Source organism: Paracoccus sp. (in: a-proteobacteria) (assembly GCF_030538755.1).
Classification (GTDB): domain Bacteria; phylum Pseudomonadota; class Alphaproteobacteria; order Rhodobacterales; family Rhodobacteraceae; genus Paracoccus.
Genome location: NZ_JAUNTJ010000001.1, coordinates 30,260 through 46,073, shown reverse-complemented (window position 1 = coordinate 46,073; position 15,814 = coordinate 30,260). Strand labels below are relative to the sequence as shown.

The following is a 15,814-nucleotide window of genomic DNA, read 5'->3' as shown; positions in this document are numbered from 1 at the left end:
GCTGGACAAACGGGCCGGTCTGGTCAGGTGAACGGGTCGGCAGCGTAATCCACCCCGCTTAGATACAGGCCCTGCGGCGGGCAGACCGGGCCACAGGCCGCGCGGTCACAGGCGGCCAATGCCTCGGCCACGCGATCCGCCGGCCATGCGCCCGCCCCCACCCGTTCCAGCGTGCCAACGATCGAGCGCACCTGATTGTGCAGGAACGAACGCGCCCACAGATCAAAGCGATATTCGGTGCCATGCGGCACGGCATGTTCGGTGATGGTGATCCCGTCCAGCGTTTTGACCGGGCTGGCCGATTGGCACATGGTTGACCGGAAGGTGGTGAAATCGTGCCGCCCGATCAGATGCGCCGCGCCCGCGCGCATCGCATCGGCATCCAGCGCGTGCCCGATCTGCCAGACCCGCCCCCGGTCATGCGTCGCCGGTGCCCGCCGCGCCAGCAGGCGAAAGCGATAGCGCCGCCCCAGCGCGGAAAACCGGGCGTGGAAATCATCCGGCACCCGCGCCGCCGCCAGCACCGCCACCGGGGCCGGTTTCAGGTGCCAGTTCAGCGCCTCGGCCAGACGAAAGCCATCCCAGTCGCGCAGCAGATCGGCGGTCGCCACCTGCCCGGTGGCGTGAACGCCCGCATCGGTGCGCCCCGCCGCCGCGATCCGCGCGCCGTCGCGAAAGCCCGCGTCCAGCGCCGCCAGCGCCGTTTCCACCGCGCCCTGAACGGAATCGCGGTCGGCCTGCGCCTGCCAGCCCGCAAAGGGGCCGCCGTCATATTCGATCTTCAGCGCAAAGCGAGGCACGTCAGCGGCGCACCTTGTCTTTGTCCAGATCGCGCAGCCATTCGGCAAAGCCGGGATCGTCGCGGCTTTCCAGCGCCTTCATTTCCGGGCGCACCCCTTCGCGCGCCAGACGATCGCGCAGGACCGAGATTTCGATGTCCATATCCGTGCGCCCGCCTTCCAGCAGCGACCGGGTGCGGGCGGCGAAATTGGTTTCCAGATCGTCCAGCAGGGCCTGCCAGTCGGCCAGCGCGCGCGGATCGCGGGTTTGCGCGTAAAGATCGGCGAATTTCACCGTCGCATCGCGCGCGCCCAGCAGATAGACGCCCAGATAGCGGCGCACGGCGGTCAGATGGCCGGGGTTCTGTTCGACCTGATCGAACAGGGTATGCGCCGTTGCCTCGAACATGTTGACCCGCGCCTCAAGCCGGCGTTCACCGGTGCGCAGGATCGCGTCCTTCATGCTGTCCAGATAGGCCTGCCCCTCGGCGATGATGCGGGCCACGCGGTCTTGCTGAAAGGTATCGACGCCCTCCATCCCCTTGTCGCGCATCGGGTCCATGCCAAAGGCCAGCATATGCAGCGCCGCCCCGGCCACGCCGATGATGCCCGCCCCGGCCAGCGCATCGGGTGCCCATGCCCCCACACCCAGCCCCAGCCCAGTCAGCACCGCACCGAACAGCTTGCGCGGAATCGCCGGGCGGCGGGCGGTGCGGCGGGCGTCATAGGCGGCCTCGGCCTGCAAGCCTTCGCGCGTCATCCACATCCCGGCGGCCAGCCCGCCAAAGCCCAGCAGATTCGCCGCCATGCCGGTCGGGTCTTGCCAGAACGCCCCCAGCAACAGCGGGATACCGGCAATGGTGATCCATTTCGTGCGCGATTCCAGCCGGTGCCGCGCCCGTGCGGGGGCCGCAGGCGCAGGCCGCTGATCGCCGCCGCGATGATCGCGGGTGTTGCCATCGGGGGAAAACTGCCCGCCGTAACGCTGTGCCATGTCTGCCCCCTTTATCAGCCCGCGCCGCCCAGCGACGCATATAGCGTCAGCCCGATCAGCAGGTAAAACGACAATCGCTGCATGGCGTTCCGGGACATCGCATTCCTTTCCATGGCCGTGGGGCCGGATCACCCCAAACATAGGGCCAGATGCCGCCGCCGCAATGGCCGTCGCCACCGAAAGCGGCACGTCACGGTTATGTCGTGCTTGACGGTTACGCTGCGCGCGGAAATTTACACGGAGGTTCGCCCATGCCGCGTTACGCCATTTCAGTTGCTCTGGTTGCCATGACCCTTGCCACCCCTCTTGCCGCGCAGAACCGCGTCGATGGCCAGTCGCCCGATGCGCCTGCCCTGTCGGCCTATGGCGACCTGCCCGTGGGAATGCGGCGGCTGGATCTGATCAACCCCGGCCAGATCGACATTCTGGCGCTGAACCCGCAGGCCACGCACCCCGCTGCGATGCCCCGCTATGACCGGCCGCTGACGGTCGAGATGTGGTATCCTGCCGCGCAGGGGACCAGCGGCGAGACCTCGTTCCAGGCCATGATCCGCGACGGGGTGACGCAGGCCACGCTGACGGGCCGGGCGATGCGCGACGCGGCGGCGGCGACCACCGATGATCCCTATCCGCTGGTTCTGCTTAGCCATGGCTATCCGGGCAACCGCTTTCTGATGGCGCATCTGGCCGAGAATCTGGCGTCAAAGGGCTATGTCGTCGCCGCCATCGACCACACCGATTCGACCTATGGCGATCAGGGGGCCTTTGCCTCGGCTCTGGTGAACCGCCCGCTGGATCAGGTTTTTGTGCTGGATCAGATGGCGCGGCTGAATGCCGACCCGGCGTCGGGCTTTGCCGGGATGATCGACGCCGGCAACGCCGGGCTGATCGGCTATTCCATGGGCGGTTACGGGGCCATCGTGACGGCGGGCGGCGGGCTGTCTGACCGCGTGATGCCCTTTGCGCCGCAAGACACGCTGGCGATCCACCGTCAGGGCAGCCAGACACATGCCGACCTGCCCGACCCGCGCATCAAGACCGCCGTGGCCATCGGGCCATGGGGGATGAACAACGGTTTCTGGGATGCCGAAGGCCTTGCCGGGATTAAGGTTCCGATGCTGTTCATCGCCGGTTCGGCGGATGGCGTGTCAGGCTATGAAAACGGTGTGCGCGCGATTTGGGAAGGCGCGGCCAGCGTGGATCGTGCGCTGCTGACCTTTGACGGTGCGGGCCATAACGCCGCCGCACCGATCCCCGCGCCGCAGGAAAGCTATGCCGCCGGGGTGTCGGGGCATTATACCGATGCGGTCTGGGACAGCGTTTTCATGAACAATGTCGGCCAGCATTTCCTGACCGCATGGCTGGGGGCCGAGCTGAAACAGCAAGACAGCCTGCGCGCCTTTCTGGACCTGACCCCGATCGGCAGCGATGGCATCTGGTCGCTGGACGATCAGGGCAACCCGACCGCGCAGCACAGCTATTGGGCCGGGTTCCGGAACGGCACCGCCAATGGCCTGCGCTACGAAGTGCTGATCGCCACCCCTGCCCCGGTGCCGCTGCCCGCCTCGGCATGGTTGCTGGGCATGGCCGTCGCGGGCCTTGGCGCGCTGCGCCGCCGGGCCAGCCGCCGCAGGGCCTGACCTTGGCACCGCCCCGCCGCCTTGACAGCGCGGCGGGGCGGGCGATCCGTCATATCGTGGCAAAATGCCCGCCGCGCACATGCCGACCACCAACCCCACGGCAGATTTCGTCACGCGATCACGTCAGGATGGTGGAGCGGGTGATGGGAATCGAACCCACGTCTTCAGCTTGGAAGGCTGCGGCTCTACCATTGAGCTACACCCGCGTTGCATCCCCTATACGGGCGCGGCGGGCGGGGTGCAAGCGATCCCGCGTTGTTGCAGCGCGTGGATCAGCGCCGGGGCGCTGGTGAATTGCACCGCGTCGATGGTCAGGGCGCGGGCGGCGGCGACATTGGCCGCGTTGTCGTCGATGAACAGACAGTCGGGCGCGGCCAGCCCGTGACGATCCAGCAGCAGCCCCCAGATCGCCGGGTCGGGCTTGGCCATGCGTTCCGTCCCGGACACGATGATGTCCTCGAACAGCGTGGTCAGCCGGGGATACAGGCGGATCGCGGCGGGCCATGTTTCATGCGCCCAGTTGGTGATCGCAAACATGCGGTGGCCGCGCGCCTTCAGATCATTGGCAATGTCCCATGTGCCGGGAATCGGGTGGGCGATGGTGGCGGGAAAGCGGTCAAGATAGCCCTGCAACGGCGCGGCATCATCGCCCAGAGCGGCGCGGGCGGCGGCCAGCCCGTCGGCAAAGCTGCGCCCGGCATCCTGCGCGTGGTTCCACGCCTCGAACCCCGCGCGCGCCATCCAGTCACGCACGGCGGGGCGGTCGGGGAAGCGATGCAGGAAGGCCAGTTCCGGGTCCCAGTCGATCAGCACCTTGCCCAGATCAAAGATGATATGCGGGGTCATAGTCAGCGCCTCTCTTGAAAAAAGCGTTGCAACAGGTCGCGGGATTCATCGGCGCGGATGCCGTCGTAAACCTCGGGGCGGTGGTGGCATTGCGGGTGGTCGAACACCCGCGCGCCGTGCCGCACCCCGCCGGAACGGGGATCGTCGGCACCGTAATACAGCACCGCGATGCGGGCGGCGGAAATGGCTGCGGCGCACATGGGGCATGGTTCCAGCGTGACCCACAGCCGATGGCCGGGCAGGCGCTGCGACCCGGCGGCGGCACAGGCGGCGCGGATCGCCACGATTTCAGCATGAGCGGTCGGGTCGTGATCGGCAAGGGTGCGGTTGCCCGCCACCGCCACCACGCGGCCCGCCGGATCGGCCAGCACCGCGCCCACCGGCACTTCGCCCCGCGCCGCGGCCTGCTGCGCCTGATCCAGCGCAAGATCCATATGCGAGGTAAAGCCCGGCCCCTGCATCATGCGCCGCCACCATCACGCAGCTGCGCCAGCATCTGCGCCGCAGCCGTCACCGGCGGCAGATCGCCGGTGGCAACGGCATCGCCCAGCCGGGTCAGTTCTGCCCGCGCCGCAGGCGTATCCAGCTGCGCCAGCAGACCGGCGCGCAGTTCCGCCAGAAACCAGCCGCGCGCCTGTTCGGCCCGGCGGCGGTCGAACCAGCCCTGATCGCGCCGCCAACCGCCAAGTTCCTGCATCGCCTGCCATGCCGCATCCAGCCCTTCGCCAGTGGTGGCCGATACCGGCATCGCGCGGGGAAAGCCCTCGGGGTCGCCGGGGCGGCGGCGCATCAGCCGCAGCGCGCCGGTGTAATCGGCCACCGTGCGCCGCGCCGTGGCCAGCAGATCGCCATCGGCCTTGTTCACCAGAATCAGGTCGGCGATTTCCATGATGCCGCGCTTGACGCCCTGCAACTCATCCCCCCCCGCCGGGGCCAGCAGCAGCACGAACAGATCGGTCATTTCCGCGACCAGCGTTTCCGACTGGCCCACGCCCACGGTTTCGACCAGCACCGCGTCAAAGCCCGCCGCTTCGCACAGGCGGATGGTTTCGCGGGTGCGCCGGGCCACCCCGCCCAGTTCCGCCCGGCTGGGCGAGGGGCGGATAAAGGCATTGGGATCGCGCGACAGCGTTTCCATCCGCGTCTTGTCACCCAGAATAGACCCGCCCGAGCGCGCCGATGACGGGTCAACCGCCAGCACCGCCACGCGCATCCCCTGCCCGGTCAGCCGCACGCCAAAGGCTTCGATGAAGGTCGATTTCCCCACCCCCGGCGTGCCCGACAGCCCGATGCGCAGCGCCGTCGGCTGCGGCGGCAGGGCGGCGATCAGCGCCTCGGCCCGCTGGCGGTGGTCAGGGCGCGTCGATTCGATCAGCGTGATCGCGCGGGACAAGGCGCGGCGCTGACCTTCCAGCAGCGGTTGCAAAAGATCGTCCATCGTCGCCCCCCTGTTGCTGTTCCCGGCATAGGCGGACGCGACCCGGATGTGAAGCCCGCGCGGCCGCTTGCCGCTGACGCACGGCGGCGGTATTTTGACCCGCACGATGCGTTATCTGATGATCCCTTTGCTGCTGGGGCTGATGCCCGTGGCGGCGGGCCTGACGGTCCCGGCGCAGGCCGCCGATTCCGCCCACCGCATCGACTGGACCGCCGCGCCCATGCGGCTGATGCTGGTCGAGCGTCCCGGTTGCCAGTGGTGCGCCGCGTGGCGGGCGGAAATCGGGCCGGGTTATGCCGCCAGCCCGCAAGGCCGCGCCGCGCCCTTGCTGGCGGTGGATCTGGACGGCCCCTTTCCCGACGGGCTGGCGCTGGACCGGCGGGCATGGCTGACGCCCACCTTTATCCTGCTGCATCGCGGGCAGGAACTGGGCCGGATCGAGGGCTATCCCGGCGCGCAGCATTTCTATCCGGCACTGACCGGGCTATTGAGCAAGGCCCCCGCCGAATGAGCGTTCCCGCCCATCCGCCCATTCCCCCCCAGGACATGATCGCCCGCGCGGCCGAGGCGGCGGCCTTGCTGAAGGCCTTGTCCCACGAAGGGCGGCTGATGATCCTGTGCCACCTGTCAGGCGGCGAACGCACCGTGGGCGAGCTGGAACAACTGCTGGGCCAGCGGCAGGCCACCGTCAGCCAGCAACTGGCCCGGCTGCGCGCCGACCGGCTGGTGGCCTGCCGCCGCGATGGCAAGGCGCGGCTGTATTCCGTCGCCGATCCCAAGGCGGCCGAGGTGATCGCCACCGTCTATCGCCTGTTCTGCGCCGAATAGGCCATCCCCGCCCCCGCGCGGCATTTTTCGGCGCGGCGCGGGCTTTCGCCAGTGGCGGGCTTGGGTTATGGACAGGGCGAAATCCGACCGACGAGGCCAGCCATGCACGACATTCGCGCCATCCGCGACAACCCCGACGCCTTTGACGCCGCCCTTGCCCGTCGCGGCCTGTCGCCGGTTTCGCCCCGCATTCTGGCACTGGACGCCGACCGCCGCGCCCGCATCGCCGAGGCCGAAACCGCTCAATCCGAGGTGAACAAGGCCAGCAAACAGGCCGGTGCCGCCAAGGGCCGCGGCGACGAGGACGAATTCAACCGCCTGCGCGCCGAGGTCAGCGCCCGCAAGGATGACGTGACCCGGATGCAGGCCGAGGCCGCCGCGCTGGACGCCGAGCTGCGCGACCTGCTGCTGACCATCCCGAACCTGCCGCTGGACAATGTGCCCGACGGCAAGGACGAAGACGATAACGTGGAAATCCGCCGCTGGGGCACGCCGCGCGATCTGGATTTTCCGCCGCGCGAACATTTCGACATCCCCGGCGTGAAAACCGGCATGGATTTTGAAACGGCGGCGAAACTGTCGGGCAGCCGCTTTGTGGTGCTGAAAGGCGCGGTGGCGCGTCTGCACCGCGCCCTTGGGCAGTTCATGGTCGATCTGCATATCGACCGGCACGGGCTGGAAGAAACCTGGACCCCGGTTCTGGTCCTGTCCGACATGATGCTGGGCACCGGGCAACTGCCGAAATTCGGCGAGGACAGCTATCAGACCCGCGAAGGCTGGTGGCTGGTGCCCACGGCCGAGGTCACGCTGACCAATACCGTCCATGGCGATCTGCTGGATCAGGCGGCCCTGCCCCGGCGGATGGTGGCGCAGACGCAGTGCTTCCGATCCGAGGCGGGCAGCGCCGGGCGCGACACCACCGGGATGCTGCGCCAGCATCAGTTCGAAAAGGTGGAAATGGTCTCGATCACCGATGCCGGGGCCGGGCTGGCCGAACATGCCCGCATGACCGATTGCGCGCAGGCCGTGCTAGAGGCGCTGAACCTGCCCTATCGCACCGTCGTCTTGTGCGCGGGCGATATGGGCGCGGGCGCGCGGATCACCCACGATCTTGAGGTCTGGCTGCCCGGTCAGAACCGCTATCGCGAGATTTCCAGCGTCAGCTATTGCGGCGATTATCAGGCACGGCGGATGAACGCCCGCTATCGCCCCGCTGGCGGCGGCAAGCCGGAATTCGTCCATACGCTGAACGGATCGGGGCTGGCCGTGGGCCGGGCGCTGATCGCGGTGCTGGAAAACGGGCAGCAGGCCGATGGGTCAGTCGATCTGCCCGAGGCGCTGTCACGCTATCTGGGCGGCGCACGGCGGCTGACCGCCGAAGGCGCGCTGATCTAGGCAGTTGCACGGCAGCCAAGTGGGCTGGGCGGGGCGCACATGATGCCCCGTTCATGGTGCCGAAAGCCTGAAAACCAAGGCCGTTTCAAGCTGCGCGTGCAACCATCCACAGCTTTGCGCGTTGGCCAATATGAACCGCGCAAGCATCATACTTACCGTTCTGGCTGTTGGCCTGTTCGTCATCGGCGGGCTGGTTTTTGCGGCGACCTATCCGCCCGATGTGGCATTCGCGGCGCGAAGCAGCCATGCTGTCGCCTATACGGCGCCGAATGGGCTGATGCCGGATTACTGGTCCATGCCGCAAAGTGGCCCCGGCGTGAATCTGGCGCTGAAGATGTTCAACCCCGGCCCGCCTGCGCTGTGGCTGTTGCTGATTATCGTCTGGGCGGGGCTTGCCCTGCACGCGTTGCAACTGGCCTATGACCGCTGGTGGTATGAGCGCAATACCCGCGACCGTCTGGCCGCGCCGCTGGCGCGCGGTGTGGCAGGTCCGCCGACGCCTCGGCAAATCGCGGCGCAGCATCTGGACGATCATGCGCCGGGCGAATTGGCACCCTTGGCCGCCGCCTTGATCGCGGGGGCGGCTTTGCCCTGGGTGATGCTGCATCATCCGCTGGCCGGGCTGGCACTGGCCGTGACGATGCTGTTTGCGGCGCTGAGCGCGGTGATCCGGGGGCAGCGCAATGGCCGCCGTATTCGCCAGAGCATCGCGGTCGGGCTGTTTGCCGGCTGGGCGACGGTGGCGGGCTATGCCGCCTTGGCCGCGTTTACGGCGGGTCAGTTGGGCATCAGCCCGGATACGGCCACGATGACCGCGCTGCTGCTGTGTGCGGGGACCGGCGTGACCGTGCAATGGCAGATCGGCGGATCGGCGTCTTATTCCGTGGGAATGATCTGGGCGCTGATCGGCATCGCCACCGTGACCATCAGCACGGTTCCGGTAATCGCCATCGGTGCCATTCTGGGCATAACGGCGATGACGGCGGTGCTGGTGCGCGCCGTAACCTGATGGTGGCGCGGCCCCGCCCGAAGGTGCGTATTTAGGCAAACAGGAAGCGGCGGGCGTTGGTGCTGTATGACCTGCGCCGCGCGATCCTGTGGCCGGTCAGCTGCCCTTGGGCTTTTGCCGGTTCTTGTGTTTCGACAATGCGCCGGACTGATTGATCTTTTGCGCCTTGGCCTTGTAGGGATTCTTGTCGCCCTGATCGCGGAAGGTCAGGCGGATCGGCGTTCCCGGCATGTCGAAATCGGCGCGCAGCCCGTTAATCAGGTAACGCTGATAGCTGTCGGGCAGCTTGTCGGTATGGGTTGCCTTGACGATGAAGGCCGGGGGGCGGGTCTTGATCTGCGTCATATAGCGCAGCCGGATGCGCCGTCCGCCGGGTGCGGGGGGCGGGTGGCTTTCGGTCATGACCTCTAGCCAGCGGTTCAGGCGGGCGGTGCTGACGCGGCGGTTCCAGACCTCGTGCGCCTTGAGGATCGCGTTGTGCAGCCGGTCCAGCCCCTTGCCGGTGCGGGCCGAAACCGTGACCAGCGGTGCCCCCCTGAGCTGAGGCAGCAGGCGTTCAAAGGCTTCGCGCAATTCGTTCAGTTTCTGGGGTTTATCTTCTTCCAGATCCCATTTGTTCGCCGCCACGACCACCGCGCGGCCTTCGGTTTCGGCGTAATCGGCGATGCGCAGGTCTTGTTGTTCGAAGGGGATTTCCACGTCCAGCAGCACCACGACCACCTCGGCAAAGCGGACGGCGCGCAGGCCATCCGCGACCGACAGCTTTTCCACCTTGTCCGTCACCTTGGCGCGTTTGCGCATTCCGGCGGTGTCGAAGATGCGCATGGGCGTGCCCATGAATTCGGTCGTCACGCTGATGCTGTCGCGGGTGATCCCGGCCTCGGGTCCGGTCAGCAGGCGGTCTTCGCCGATGATCTTGTTAATCAGCGTGGATTTGCCCGCATTGGGCCGCCCGATGACGGCCAGTTGCAGCGGGCGGTCGGCACTGGGACGCCAGTCGTCGGCACCTTCGCCGGTTTCGGCATCCTCATCCGACAGATCGACATCGGTTTCGGCGGCGATGGGGGCGGGGCGTTCGGCCTCGATCTGGTCGGCCAGCGGGATCAGGGCCTGATACAGATCCTCCATCCCTTCACCATGTTCAGCCGAGATGCGGATCGGTTCGCCAAGGCCAAGGGCATAAGCCTCGATCGCGCCCGATTCGCCGGCGCGGCCTTCGGCCTTGTTGGCGGCCAGCAGAACGTGACGCGCGCGGCGGCGCAGGATGTCGGCGAAATATTCATCCGCCGCCGTCACGCCCGCGCGAGCGTCGGTGACGAACAGGCAGATGTCGGCCTCGTCCACGGCGCGTTCGGTCAGGCGGCGCATCCGGCCTTGCAGGCTGTCATCCTCGGCCATTTCCAGACCAGCGCTGTCGATGACGATAAAGCGCAGGTCGCCCAGACGGCCCGCACCTTCGCGCAGGTCGCGGGTGACGCCGGGCTGGTCATCGACCAGCGCCAGTTTCTTGCCGACCAGGCGGTTGAACAGCGTGGATTTGCCCACATTCGGGCGGCCAACGATGGCGAGGGTAAAGGTCATCGGAATGCCAGAAGCTGGCCGTTGCGGCTGACGACATACAAGGTTTGCCCGGCAATCGCAGGTGCCGCCGCGGCACCGCCCGGAATGGCCGCCTGCCCGGTCAGCGCACCCGAGGCCGGGTCGAATACCCGCAACACCCCGTCGCTGCTGGCCACGAACAGCCGCCCGCCCGCCAGAACCGGGCCATAGCTGGCAAAGATGCGATCCTGCCGCCGGGGCCGTTCGGTCGTGTAATAGGGCAGCGCAACGCGCCAGATCACGCCTCCGGTCGCGGCATCCAGCCGGATCAGTTCGGCCTGATCGTTCACCGCAAAGACCGAGCCGCCCGCAACGACCACCGGCGAATTGGCCCCGTCGCGCGCCGACCAAAGCTGCGCGCCGGTGCCCAGATCAAAGGCGGCGATCCGCCCCGACGAGGTGCCGCCATACAGCCGACCGCCCGCGATCACCGGATCGCCGGTCATGTCGCGGATGGCGGTAATGGCCCGGCCCACGCGCGTCCCGGCAACCTGCGCCGAAAACTGCGTCATGCCATCGGCCGTTTCCGCCGCCAGCAACTGCCCCGAAGCAAAGGGGAACACCACCGTATTGCCCGACACCGCCGGGGCCGACACACCCATCACTCCCATCGGCGCACCGGTGCCATTGGTCTGCCACAGCACCCGGCCATTTTCAGCCTGCACCGCCCAGCCGACGCCGTTGCGCGCCGCGACATAGACCACGCCGTTCTGCACGGCGGGCGCGCCGGAGATCGCCGTCTCGACGCGCTGCCGCCACAGGATGCCGCCGCTGCGGGCGTCCAGCGCCACCAGCTCGCCATAGCCGGTGGTGACGAAGATGCGCCCGCCCTCGGCGGCGATGCCGCCGCCCGACACGCTGTCGCCACGTTCGGTCACGGGGCGCAGGCTGGTTTGCCACACGGTGCCGCCGCCGGTGCTGGTCGCAACCACATCGGCGCGGCTGTCCAGCGTAAACACCATACCGCCCCAGATCACCGGATCGGCGGTGATGCGGAACCGCCGCGCATCGCCCGAGCCGATATTCGCCGCCCATTGCAGCGTCATGCCGCCGCCAAGCGCCGCATGGCCCGGATCATGGGCCGCGTTCCCGGCGCGGTGGGTCCAGTCGGCATTTGCGCGCATGGCCGGCAGAGACAGAGCCGTGCTGGCGGGCGCAGGCGCAGCGATCACCGCCGGGCCATCGGGCGATGTCACCGACAGCGGGTCCAGACGTTCGCCGGGCAGGATGGTCTCGCGCTCGCCGCAGGCGGCCAGCAGGGCAACCGGCAGCAAGGCGGCAAGGCCGGTGGCACGAATGCGCGAAAAGGTGGTCATGTCCTCGTCCCTCTTGGCCGGTTGTCCGGTGTTCTCAGTTCATCGTCGGCGCGTCGGACTGTGCCGGGTCGGGTTCGACGCCCAGGGCAATCATCGTCTCGGACAGGCGGCGGCGCAAGGTTTCGCTTAGCCCGTCGCGCTGCTGGATCTGGCCGATCAGCACAGCGGCATCATCGGTGCGGCCTGCACCGATCAGCGCCACCGCCTGCTGTTCCAGCGCCAGCAATTCGAACGGAGCGCCGGGGCGGGCCAGATCGGCCAGCAGCGCGTCACGGGTCGCCGGGTCCATGGCCTCGCCCTGCACCAGCACCAGTTTCAGCCGTGCCAGATCGCGCAGCGCCACGTCGTTCTGACCCAAGCCGGTCGCCACCTGTTCCAGTTGCGCCGCGGCGGCGGTATCCTGCCCGGCATCGGCCTGCACGCCCGCCGCCAGCAGCCCGGTCAGCGCCGCCCGGCGCGGAGAACCGGCGGTATCGACCTGCGCCAGCGCCGCCGGCTGATCCGCCGCCTGTTCGGCCGTCAGCACCGCATCGCCGAATGCCTGCGCATTCGCCTGTTCGCGCGATTTCTGATATTCGAACCACGCCGCCCCGCCCACGATCAGCAAAATCGCCGCAATCCCGATCCAGCCATAGCGACGAAAGGTCGTATACATCCGGTCGCGGCGCAGTTCCTCTGTCACCTCGTCGATGAAACTGTCGTTCTGGTTGGCCATCGGGTCTTTCCGCTGTCTTGTCCTGTCGCCCGTCTTTATACGCTTGGCGCCCGGTTTGCCAATGCCGCACAGGGCCGGGCAGGCGCGGCACGGAAATTTGTGCAGGGCCGCGCCGTCGCGGCGGGGTGGACGGGGCAGGCGCAATTCAGTGGCAGCGCATGGACGATAATGAAAAAGGCCCGCCAGAGTCACCCCCGACAGGCCCCGCAGAACACCGCGTCGCGAAATCATTTACATGCGCGAAGCGACGTTTTCCCAGTTCACCAGCTTTTCAAGGAAATTTTGCAGATAGACCGGGCGTTTGTTGCGGAAGTCGATATAGTAGGAATGTTCCCACACATCGCAGCCCAGCAGCGCAGTCTGGCCAAAGCACAGCGGGTTGACGCCGTTTTCGGTCTTGGTGATCTCCAGCCCGCCATCGGCCTTTTTGACCAGCCAGGCCCAACCGGAACCGAATTGTCCAACACCTGCTTCGGTGAATTTCTTTTTGAAATCCTCGACCGAACCGAACGATTCTTTCAGTGCGGCTTCAACCTCGGACGGCATCCTGGATTCCGGGGCCATCATTTCCCAGAACTGAGTGTGGTTCCAGTGCTGGCTGGCGTTGTTAAAGATCCCGCTTTGCGCGACCTCGCCCTTTTTATAGGTGCCGGTCACGATGTCTTCCAGCGACTTGCCTTCCCATTCGGTGCCAGCGATCAGTTCGTTCAGCTTGTCGACATAGGCTTTGTGGTGGATGTCGTGGTGAAATTCCAACGTTTCTTTCGACATGCCGACAGCTTCCAGCGCGTCATGGGCGTAGGGAAGATCGGGAAGGGTAAAAGCCATGGTCCTGTCCTTTCTGAAAGGATTGCGTTTCGGCCCGGATGATTGGCCAAGCTGCAACCGAACGCAAGTGCGCGCGACAGGTTCCGCGCCGGTGCGGACAAACTGGCGTGCCGCCCAAAGGCCGGGGGCGCTTCGCCCCCCGGACCCCCAGAGGATATTTATCGGACCAAAGATGAGGCGCGGCTTTACCTGATCTTAACCCCCGGCCCGCTATAAAAGAATCACGGAACAGGCGGGGACGCCGATGGCCGTGACCGAAGATGCCACACCCTCCCCGGACATGCGCCGGGGCTGGGTGTGTGCCGGGCCATCTTTGGTCCGATAAATATCCCCGCCGGAGGCTGATTCCCGTGCAAACGAAACCGGCGGCGGCGATCATCCACCCCCCTTACAATCTGCGCTGATGCCCCTATCTTGCCGGGCATGAGCGCACTCAGCCTGACCACATATCCCGACATTACAGCCATCCCCGCACAGGTCTGGGACCGGCTGGCGGGGGATAATCCGTTCACCTCGCACCGTTTTCTGGCGGCTCTGGAACAATCCGGCTCGGTCGGGGCGGGGACGGGGTGGCAGCCGCTGCATATCACCATTGAGCGCGACGGGCAGATCGTCGGGGCGGCGCCGCTTTATGCCAAGTCGCACAGTCAGGGCGAATATATCTTTGACCATGGCTGGGCCGAGGCGTTTGAACGCGCCGGGGGCGATTATTACCCGAAACTGCAATGCGCGGTGCCCTTTACCCCCGTCACCGGCCCGCGTCTGCTGGCTCCTGATCCGGTGATCCGTGCCGCATTGTTGCAGGGCATGACGCAGGTGGCGGAACATGTCGGCGCATCTGGCGTCCATGTCACCTTTTGCACGAAACCCGAGGCGGACGAACCCGGCGCATACCTGCCCCGCGCCACGCAGCAATTCCACTGGCTGAACCGGGGCTATGCAACCTACAGCGATTTCCTTGCCGACCTGTCCAGCCGCAAGCGCAAGGCGATCCGCAAGGAACGCGAGCGCGCGCAGGCGTTTGGCGGCAGCATCCGCAGCCTGACGGGCGATGAGATCTGCCCCGAACATTGGGACGCCTTCTGGACCTTTTATCAGGACACCGGCGGGCGCAAATGGGGCCGGCCCTATCTGACGCGCCGCTTTTTTGACCTGATCCACGACACCATGCGCGACGACATCGTGCTGGTGCTGGCCGAACGCGACGGCATCCCTGTTGCCGGGGCGCTGAACTTTGTCGGGCCGGATGCGATCTTTGGCCGCTATTGGGGTTGCATCGAGGACCACCCCTTTCTGCATTTCGAACTGTGCTATCACCGCGCGATCGACTGGGCCATCGAACATGGCCTGGCCCGCGTCGAGGCCGGGGCGCAGGGCGAACACAAGCTGGCGCGCGGCTATGTGCCGACGCAGACGCACAGCCTGCACTGGGTCGCCGATCCCGGATTTTACCGCGCGCTGGACGATTACCTGATCCGCGAACGCGCCGCGATGGATCAGGAAATCACCCTGATGGCGGAATTCACCCCGTTCCGGCGCGGCAACCCGGCCTAGCCGAAGTCAAAGAACCTGTCGGATGGGGTAAAGATTTCCACCCCGTCCGCCGTCACCCCGATTGAATGTTCGAACTGCGCCGACAGCGATTTGTCGCGCGTCACCGCTGTCCAGTCATCGGCCAGAATCTTGGTTTCCGGGCGGCCAAGGTTAATCATCGGCTCGATGGTGAAGAACATGCCTTCCTCCAGCACCGGGCCTTTGCCGGCGCGGCCAAAGTGCAGCACGTTCGGCGGGGCGTGGAACACCCGGCCCAGACCGTGGCCGCAGAAATCGCGCACCACCGACATGCGGTGACTTTCGGCGTGTTTCTGGATCGCCGCGCCGATGTCGCCAAAGGTGGCGCCGGGGCGCACGGTCTCGATCCCTTTCATCAGGCAGTCATATGTGACCTGAATCAGCCGCATCGCCTTGACCGAGGGCTTGCCCGCCACATACATCCGGCTGGTATCGCCAAACCAGCCATCCACGATCACCGTCACGTCGATGTTCAGAATATCGCCGTCCGACAGCACCTTGTCGCCGGGGATGCCGTGGCAGACCACATGGTTCACGCTGATGCAACTGGCGTGCTGATAGCCGCGATAGCCGATGGTGGCGCTGGTCGCGCCCAGTTCCGTCACCCGCCCGCGGATGAAATCATCCAGCGCGCCGGTGGTGACGCCGGGCTGAACCATCGGGCCAACCTCGTCCAGAATCTGCGCGGCGACGGCACCTGCCTTGCGCATTCCGGCAAAATCATCGGGGGTGTGGATGCGGATACCCTCGCGGGTGATACGGGTCTCGTCCATGTCGCTGCCTTTTTTCATTCCGCCTAGATAGCGACGACAGGCCACTTGTTCCAGCCCCGCCGCCGGGTCTAGATGAGGCATC

At 66.7% G+C, this 15,814-nt stretch carries 16 protein-coding genes and 1 tRNA gene; 6 read left to right on the top strand and 11 right to left on the bottom strand.

The genetic code is table 11. The features are described from left to right. Nucleotides 1-23 precede the first annotated feature (23 nt). Together truA and Q4G14_RS00245 are read right to left on the bottom strand one after the other, a co-directional pair. Nucleotides 24-800, bottom strand: a complete 777-nt coding sequence (gene truA, locus Q4G14_RS00250; protein ID WP_303359707.1) for a tRNA pseudouridine(38-40) synthase TruA — start codon at nucleotides 798-800, stop codon at nucleotides 24-26. 1 nt (nucleotide 801) lies between these two features. Then, on the bottom strand, nucleotides 802-1,773 hold the full coding sequence (locus tag Q4G14_RS00245; RefSeq protein WP_303359706.1) for a 5-bromo-4-chloroindolyl phosphate hydrolysis family protein: 972 nt from the start codon (nucleotides 1,771-1,773) through the stop codon (nucleotides 802-804). 251 nt (nucleotides 1,774-2,024) lie between these two features. On the opposite strand from Q4G14_RS00245, the gene Q4G14_RS00240 reads away from it, so the two are divergent. Beyond that, a complete protein-coding gene (locus tag Q4G14_RS00240) occupies nucleotides 2,025-3,413 on the top strand; it encodes a VPLPA-CTERM sorting domain-containing protein (protein ID WP_303359705.1) in 1,389 nt (462 codons plus the stop codon). Between the two features lie 132 nt (nucleotides 3,414-3,545). Here Q4G14_RS00240 and Q4G14_RS00235 read toward each other — a convergent pair. The 4 genes from Q4G14_RS00235 to meaB form a co-directional block, all read right to left on the bottom strand. Beyond that, nucleotides 3,546-3,619 (bottom strand) — tRNA-Gly (locus Q4G14_RS00235). A 10-nt stretch (nucleotides 3,620-3,629) separates the two neighbouring features. Continuing rightward, complete coding sequence (locus Q4G14_RS00230) at nucleotides 3,630-4,259, bottom strand: HAD-IA family hydrolase (protein WP_303359704.1); 630 nt, start codon at nucleotides 4,257-4,259, stop codon at nucleotides 3,630-3,632. Nucleotides 4,260-4,261: 2 nt separating this feature from the next. Next, nucleotides 4,262-4,720 carry a nucleoside deaminase gene (locus Q4G14_RS00225; protein ID WP_303359898.1) on the bottom strand — a complete coding sequence of 153 codons (459 nt, stop codon included), beginning with the start codon at nucleotides 4,718-4,720 and terminating at the stop codon, nucleotides 4,262-4,264. Next, nucleotides 4,720-5,697: a methylmalonyl Co-A mutase-associated GTPase MeaB gene (meaB, locus tag Q4G14_RS00220; protein ID WP_303359703.1), complete on the bottom strand. Its 978-nt coding sequence runs from the start codon at nucleotides 5,695-5,697 to the stop codon at nucleotides 4,720-4,722. Before meaB ends, Q4G14_RS00225 begins: the two co-directional genes overlap by 1 nt. A 106-nt stretch (nucleotides 5,698-5,803) precedes the next feature. Between meaB and Q4G14_RS00215 the strand changes: the two genes are divergently transcribed. The 4 genes from Q4G14_RS00215 (at nucleotide 5,804) to Q4G14_RS00200 (ending at nucleotide 8,929) form a co-directional block, all read left to right on the top strand. Continuing rightward, a complete protein-coding gene (locus Q4G14_RS00215) occupies nucleotides 5,804-6,208 on the top strand; it encodes a SoxS protein (RefSeq protein WP_303359702.1) in 405 nt (134 codons plus the stop codon). Beyond that, nucleotides 6,205-6,525 (top strand): helix-turn-helix transcriptional regulator, encoded by a 321-nt coding sequence (locus tag Q4G14_RS00210; protein WP_303359701.1) that lies wholly within the window; start codon nucleotides 6,205-6,207, stop codon nucleotides 6,523-6,525. Before Q4G14_RS00215 ends, Q4G14_RS00210 begins: the two co-directional genes overlap by 4 nt. A gap of 102 nt (nucleotides 6,526-6,627) precedes the next feature. Next, nucleotides 6,628-7,920 carry a serine--tRNA ligase gene (serS, locus tag Q4G14_RS00205; RefSeq protein WP_303359700.1) on the top strand — a complete coding sequence of 431 codons (1,293 nt, stop codon included), beginning with the start codon at nucleotides 6,628-6,630 and terminating at the stop codon, nucleotides 7,918-7,920. 130 nt (nucleotides 7,921-8,050) lie between these two features. Next, complete coding sequence (locus Q4G14_RS00200; protein ID WP_303359699.1) at nucleotides 8,051-8,929, top strand: hypothetical protein; 879 nt, start codon at nucleotides 8,051-8,053, stop codon at nucleotides 8,927-8,929. 96 nt (nucleotides 8,930-9,025) lie between these two features. On the opposite strand, the gene der is transcribed toward Q4G14_RS00200, so the two are convergent. From der to Q4G14_RS00180, 4 genes are all read right to left on the bottom strand, one after another. Then, a complete protein-coding gene (gene der, locus Q4G14_RS00195; protein WP_303359698.1) occupies nucleotides 9,026-10,510 on the bottom strand; it encodes a ribosome biogenesis GTPase Der in 1,485 nt (494 codons plus the stop codon). Continuing rightward, the gene (locus tag Q4G14_RS00190; RefSeq protein WP_303359697.1) at nucleotides 10,507-11,844 is read right to left on the bottom strand and encodes a PQQ-like beta-propeller repeat protein; all 1,338 of its coding nucleotides are present in this window, start codon (nucleotides 11,842-11,844) and stop codon (nucleotides 10,507-10,509) included. The genes der and Q4G14_RS00190 overlap by 4 nt, the downstream gene beginning before the upstream one ends. A 34-nt stretch (nucleotides 11,845-11,878) precedes the next feature. After that, nucleotides 11,879-12,559 carry a tetratricopeptide repeat protein gene (locus Q4G14_RS00185; RefSeq protein WP_303359696.1) on the bottom strand — a complete coding sequence of 227 codons (681 nt, stop codon included), beginning with the start codon at nucleotides 12,557-12,559 and terminating at the stop codon, nucleotides 11,879-11,881. A 231-nt stretch (nucleotides 12,560-12,790) separates the two neighbouring features. Further along, nucleotides 12,791-13,387 (bottom strand): superoxide dismutase, encoded by a 597-nt coding sequence (locus Q4G14_RS00180; protein ID WP_303359695.1) that lies wholly within the window; start codon nucleotides 13,385-13,387, stop codon nucleotides 12,791-12,793. A gap of 423 nt (nucleotides 13,388-13,810) precedes the next feature. On the opposite strand from Q4G14_RS00180, the gene Q4G14_RS00175 reads away from it, so the two are divergent. Next, entirely contained in the window at nucleotides 13,811-14,941 is a 1,131-nt protein-coding gene (locus Q4G14_RS00175) for a GNAT family N-acetyltransferase (RefSeq protein WP_303359694.1), read from the top strand. On the opposite strand, the gene map is transcribed toward Q4G14_RS00175, so the two are convergent. Next, nucleotides 14,938-15,732 (bottom strand): type I methionyl aminopeptidase, encoded by a 795-nt coding sequence (map, locus tag Q4G14_RS00170; RefSeq protein WP_303359693.1) that lies wholly within the window; start codon nucleotides 15,730-15,732, stop codon nucleotides 14,938-14,940. The two genes, Q4G14_RS00175 and map, sit on opposite strands and share 4 nt — an antisense overlap. Nucleotides 15,733-15,814: the final 82 nt, after the last annotated feature.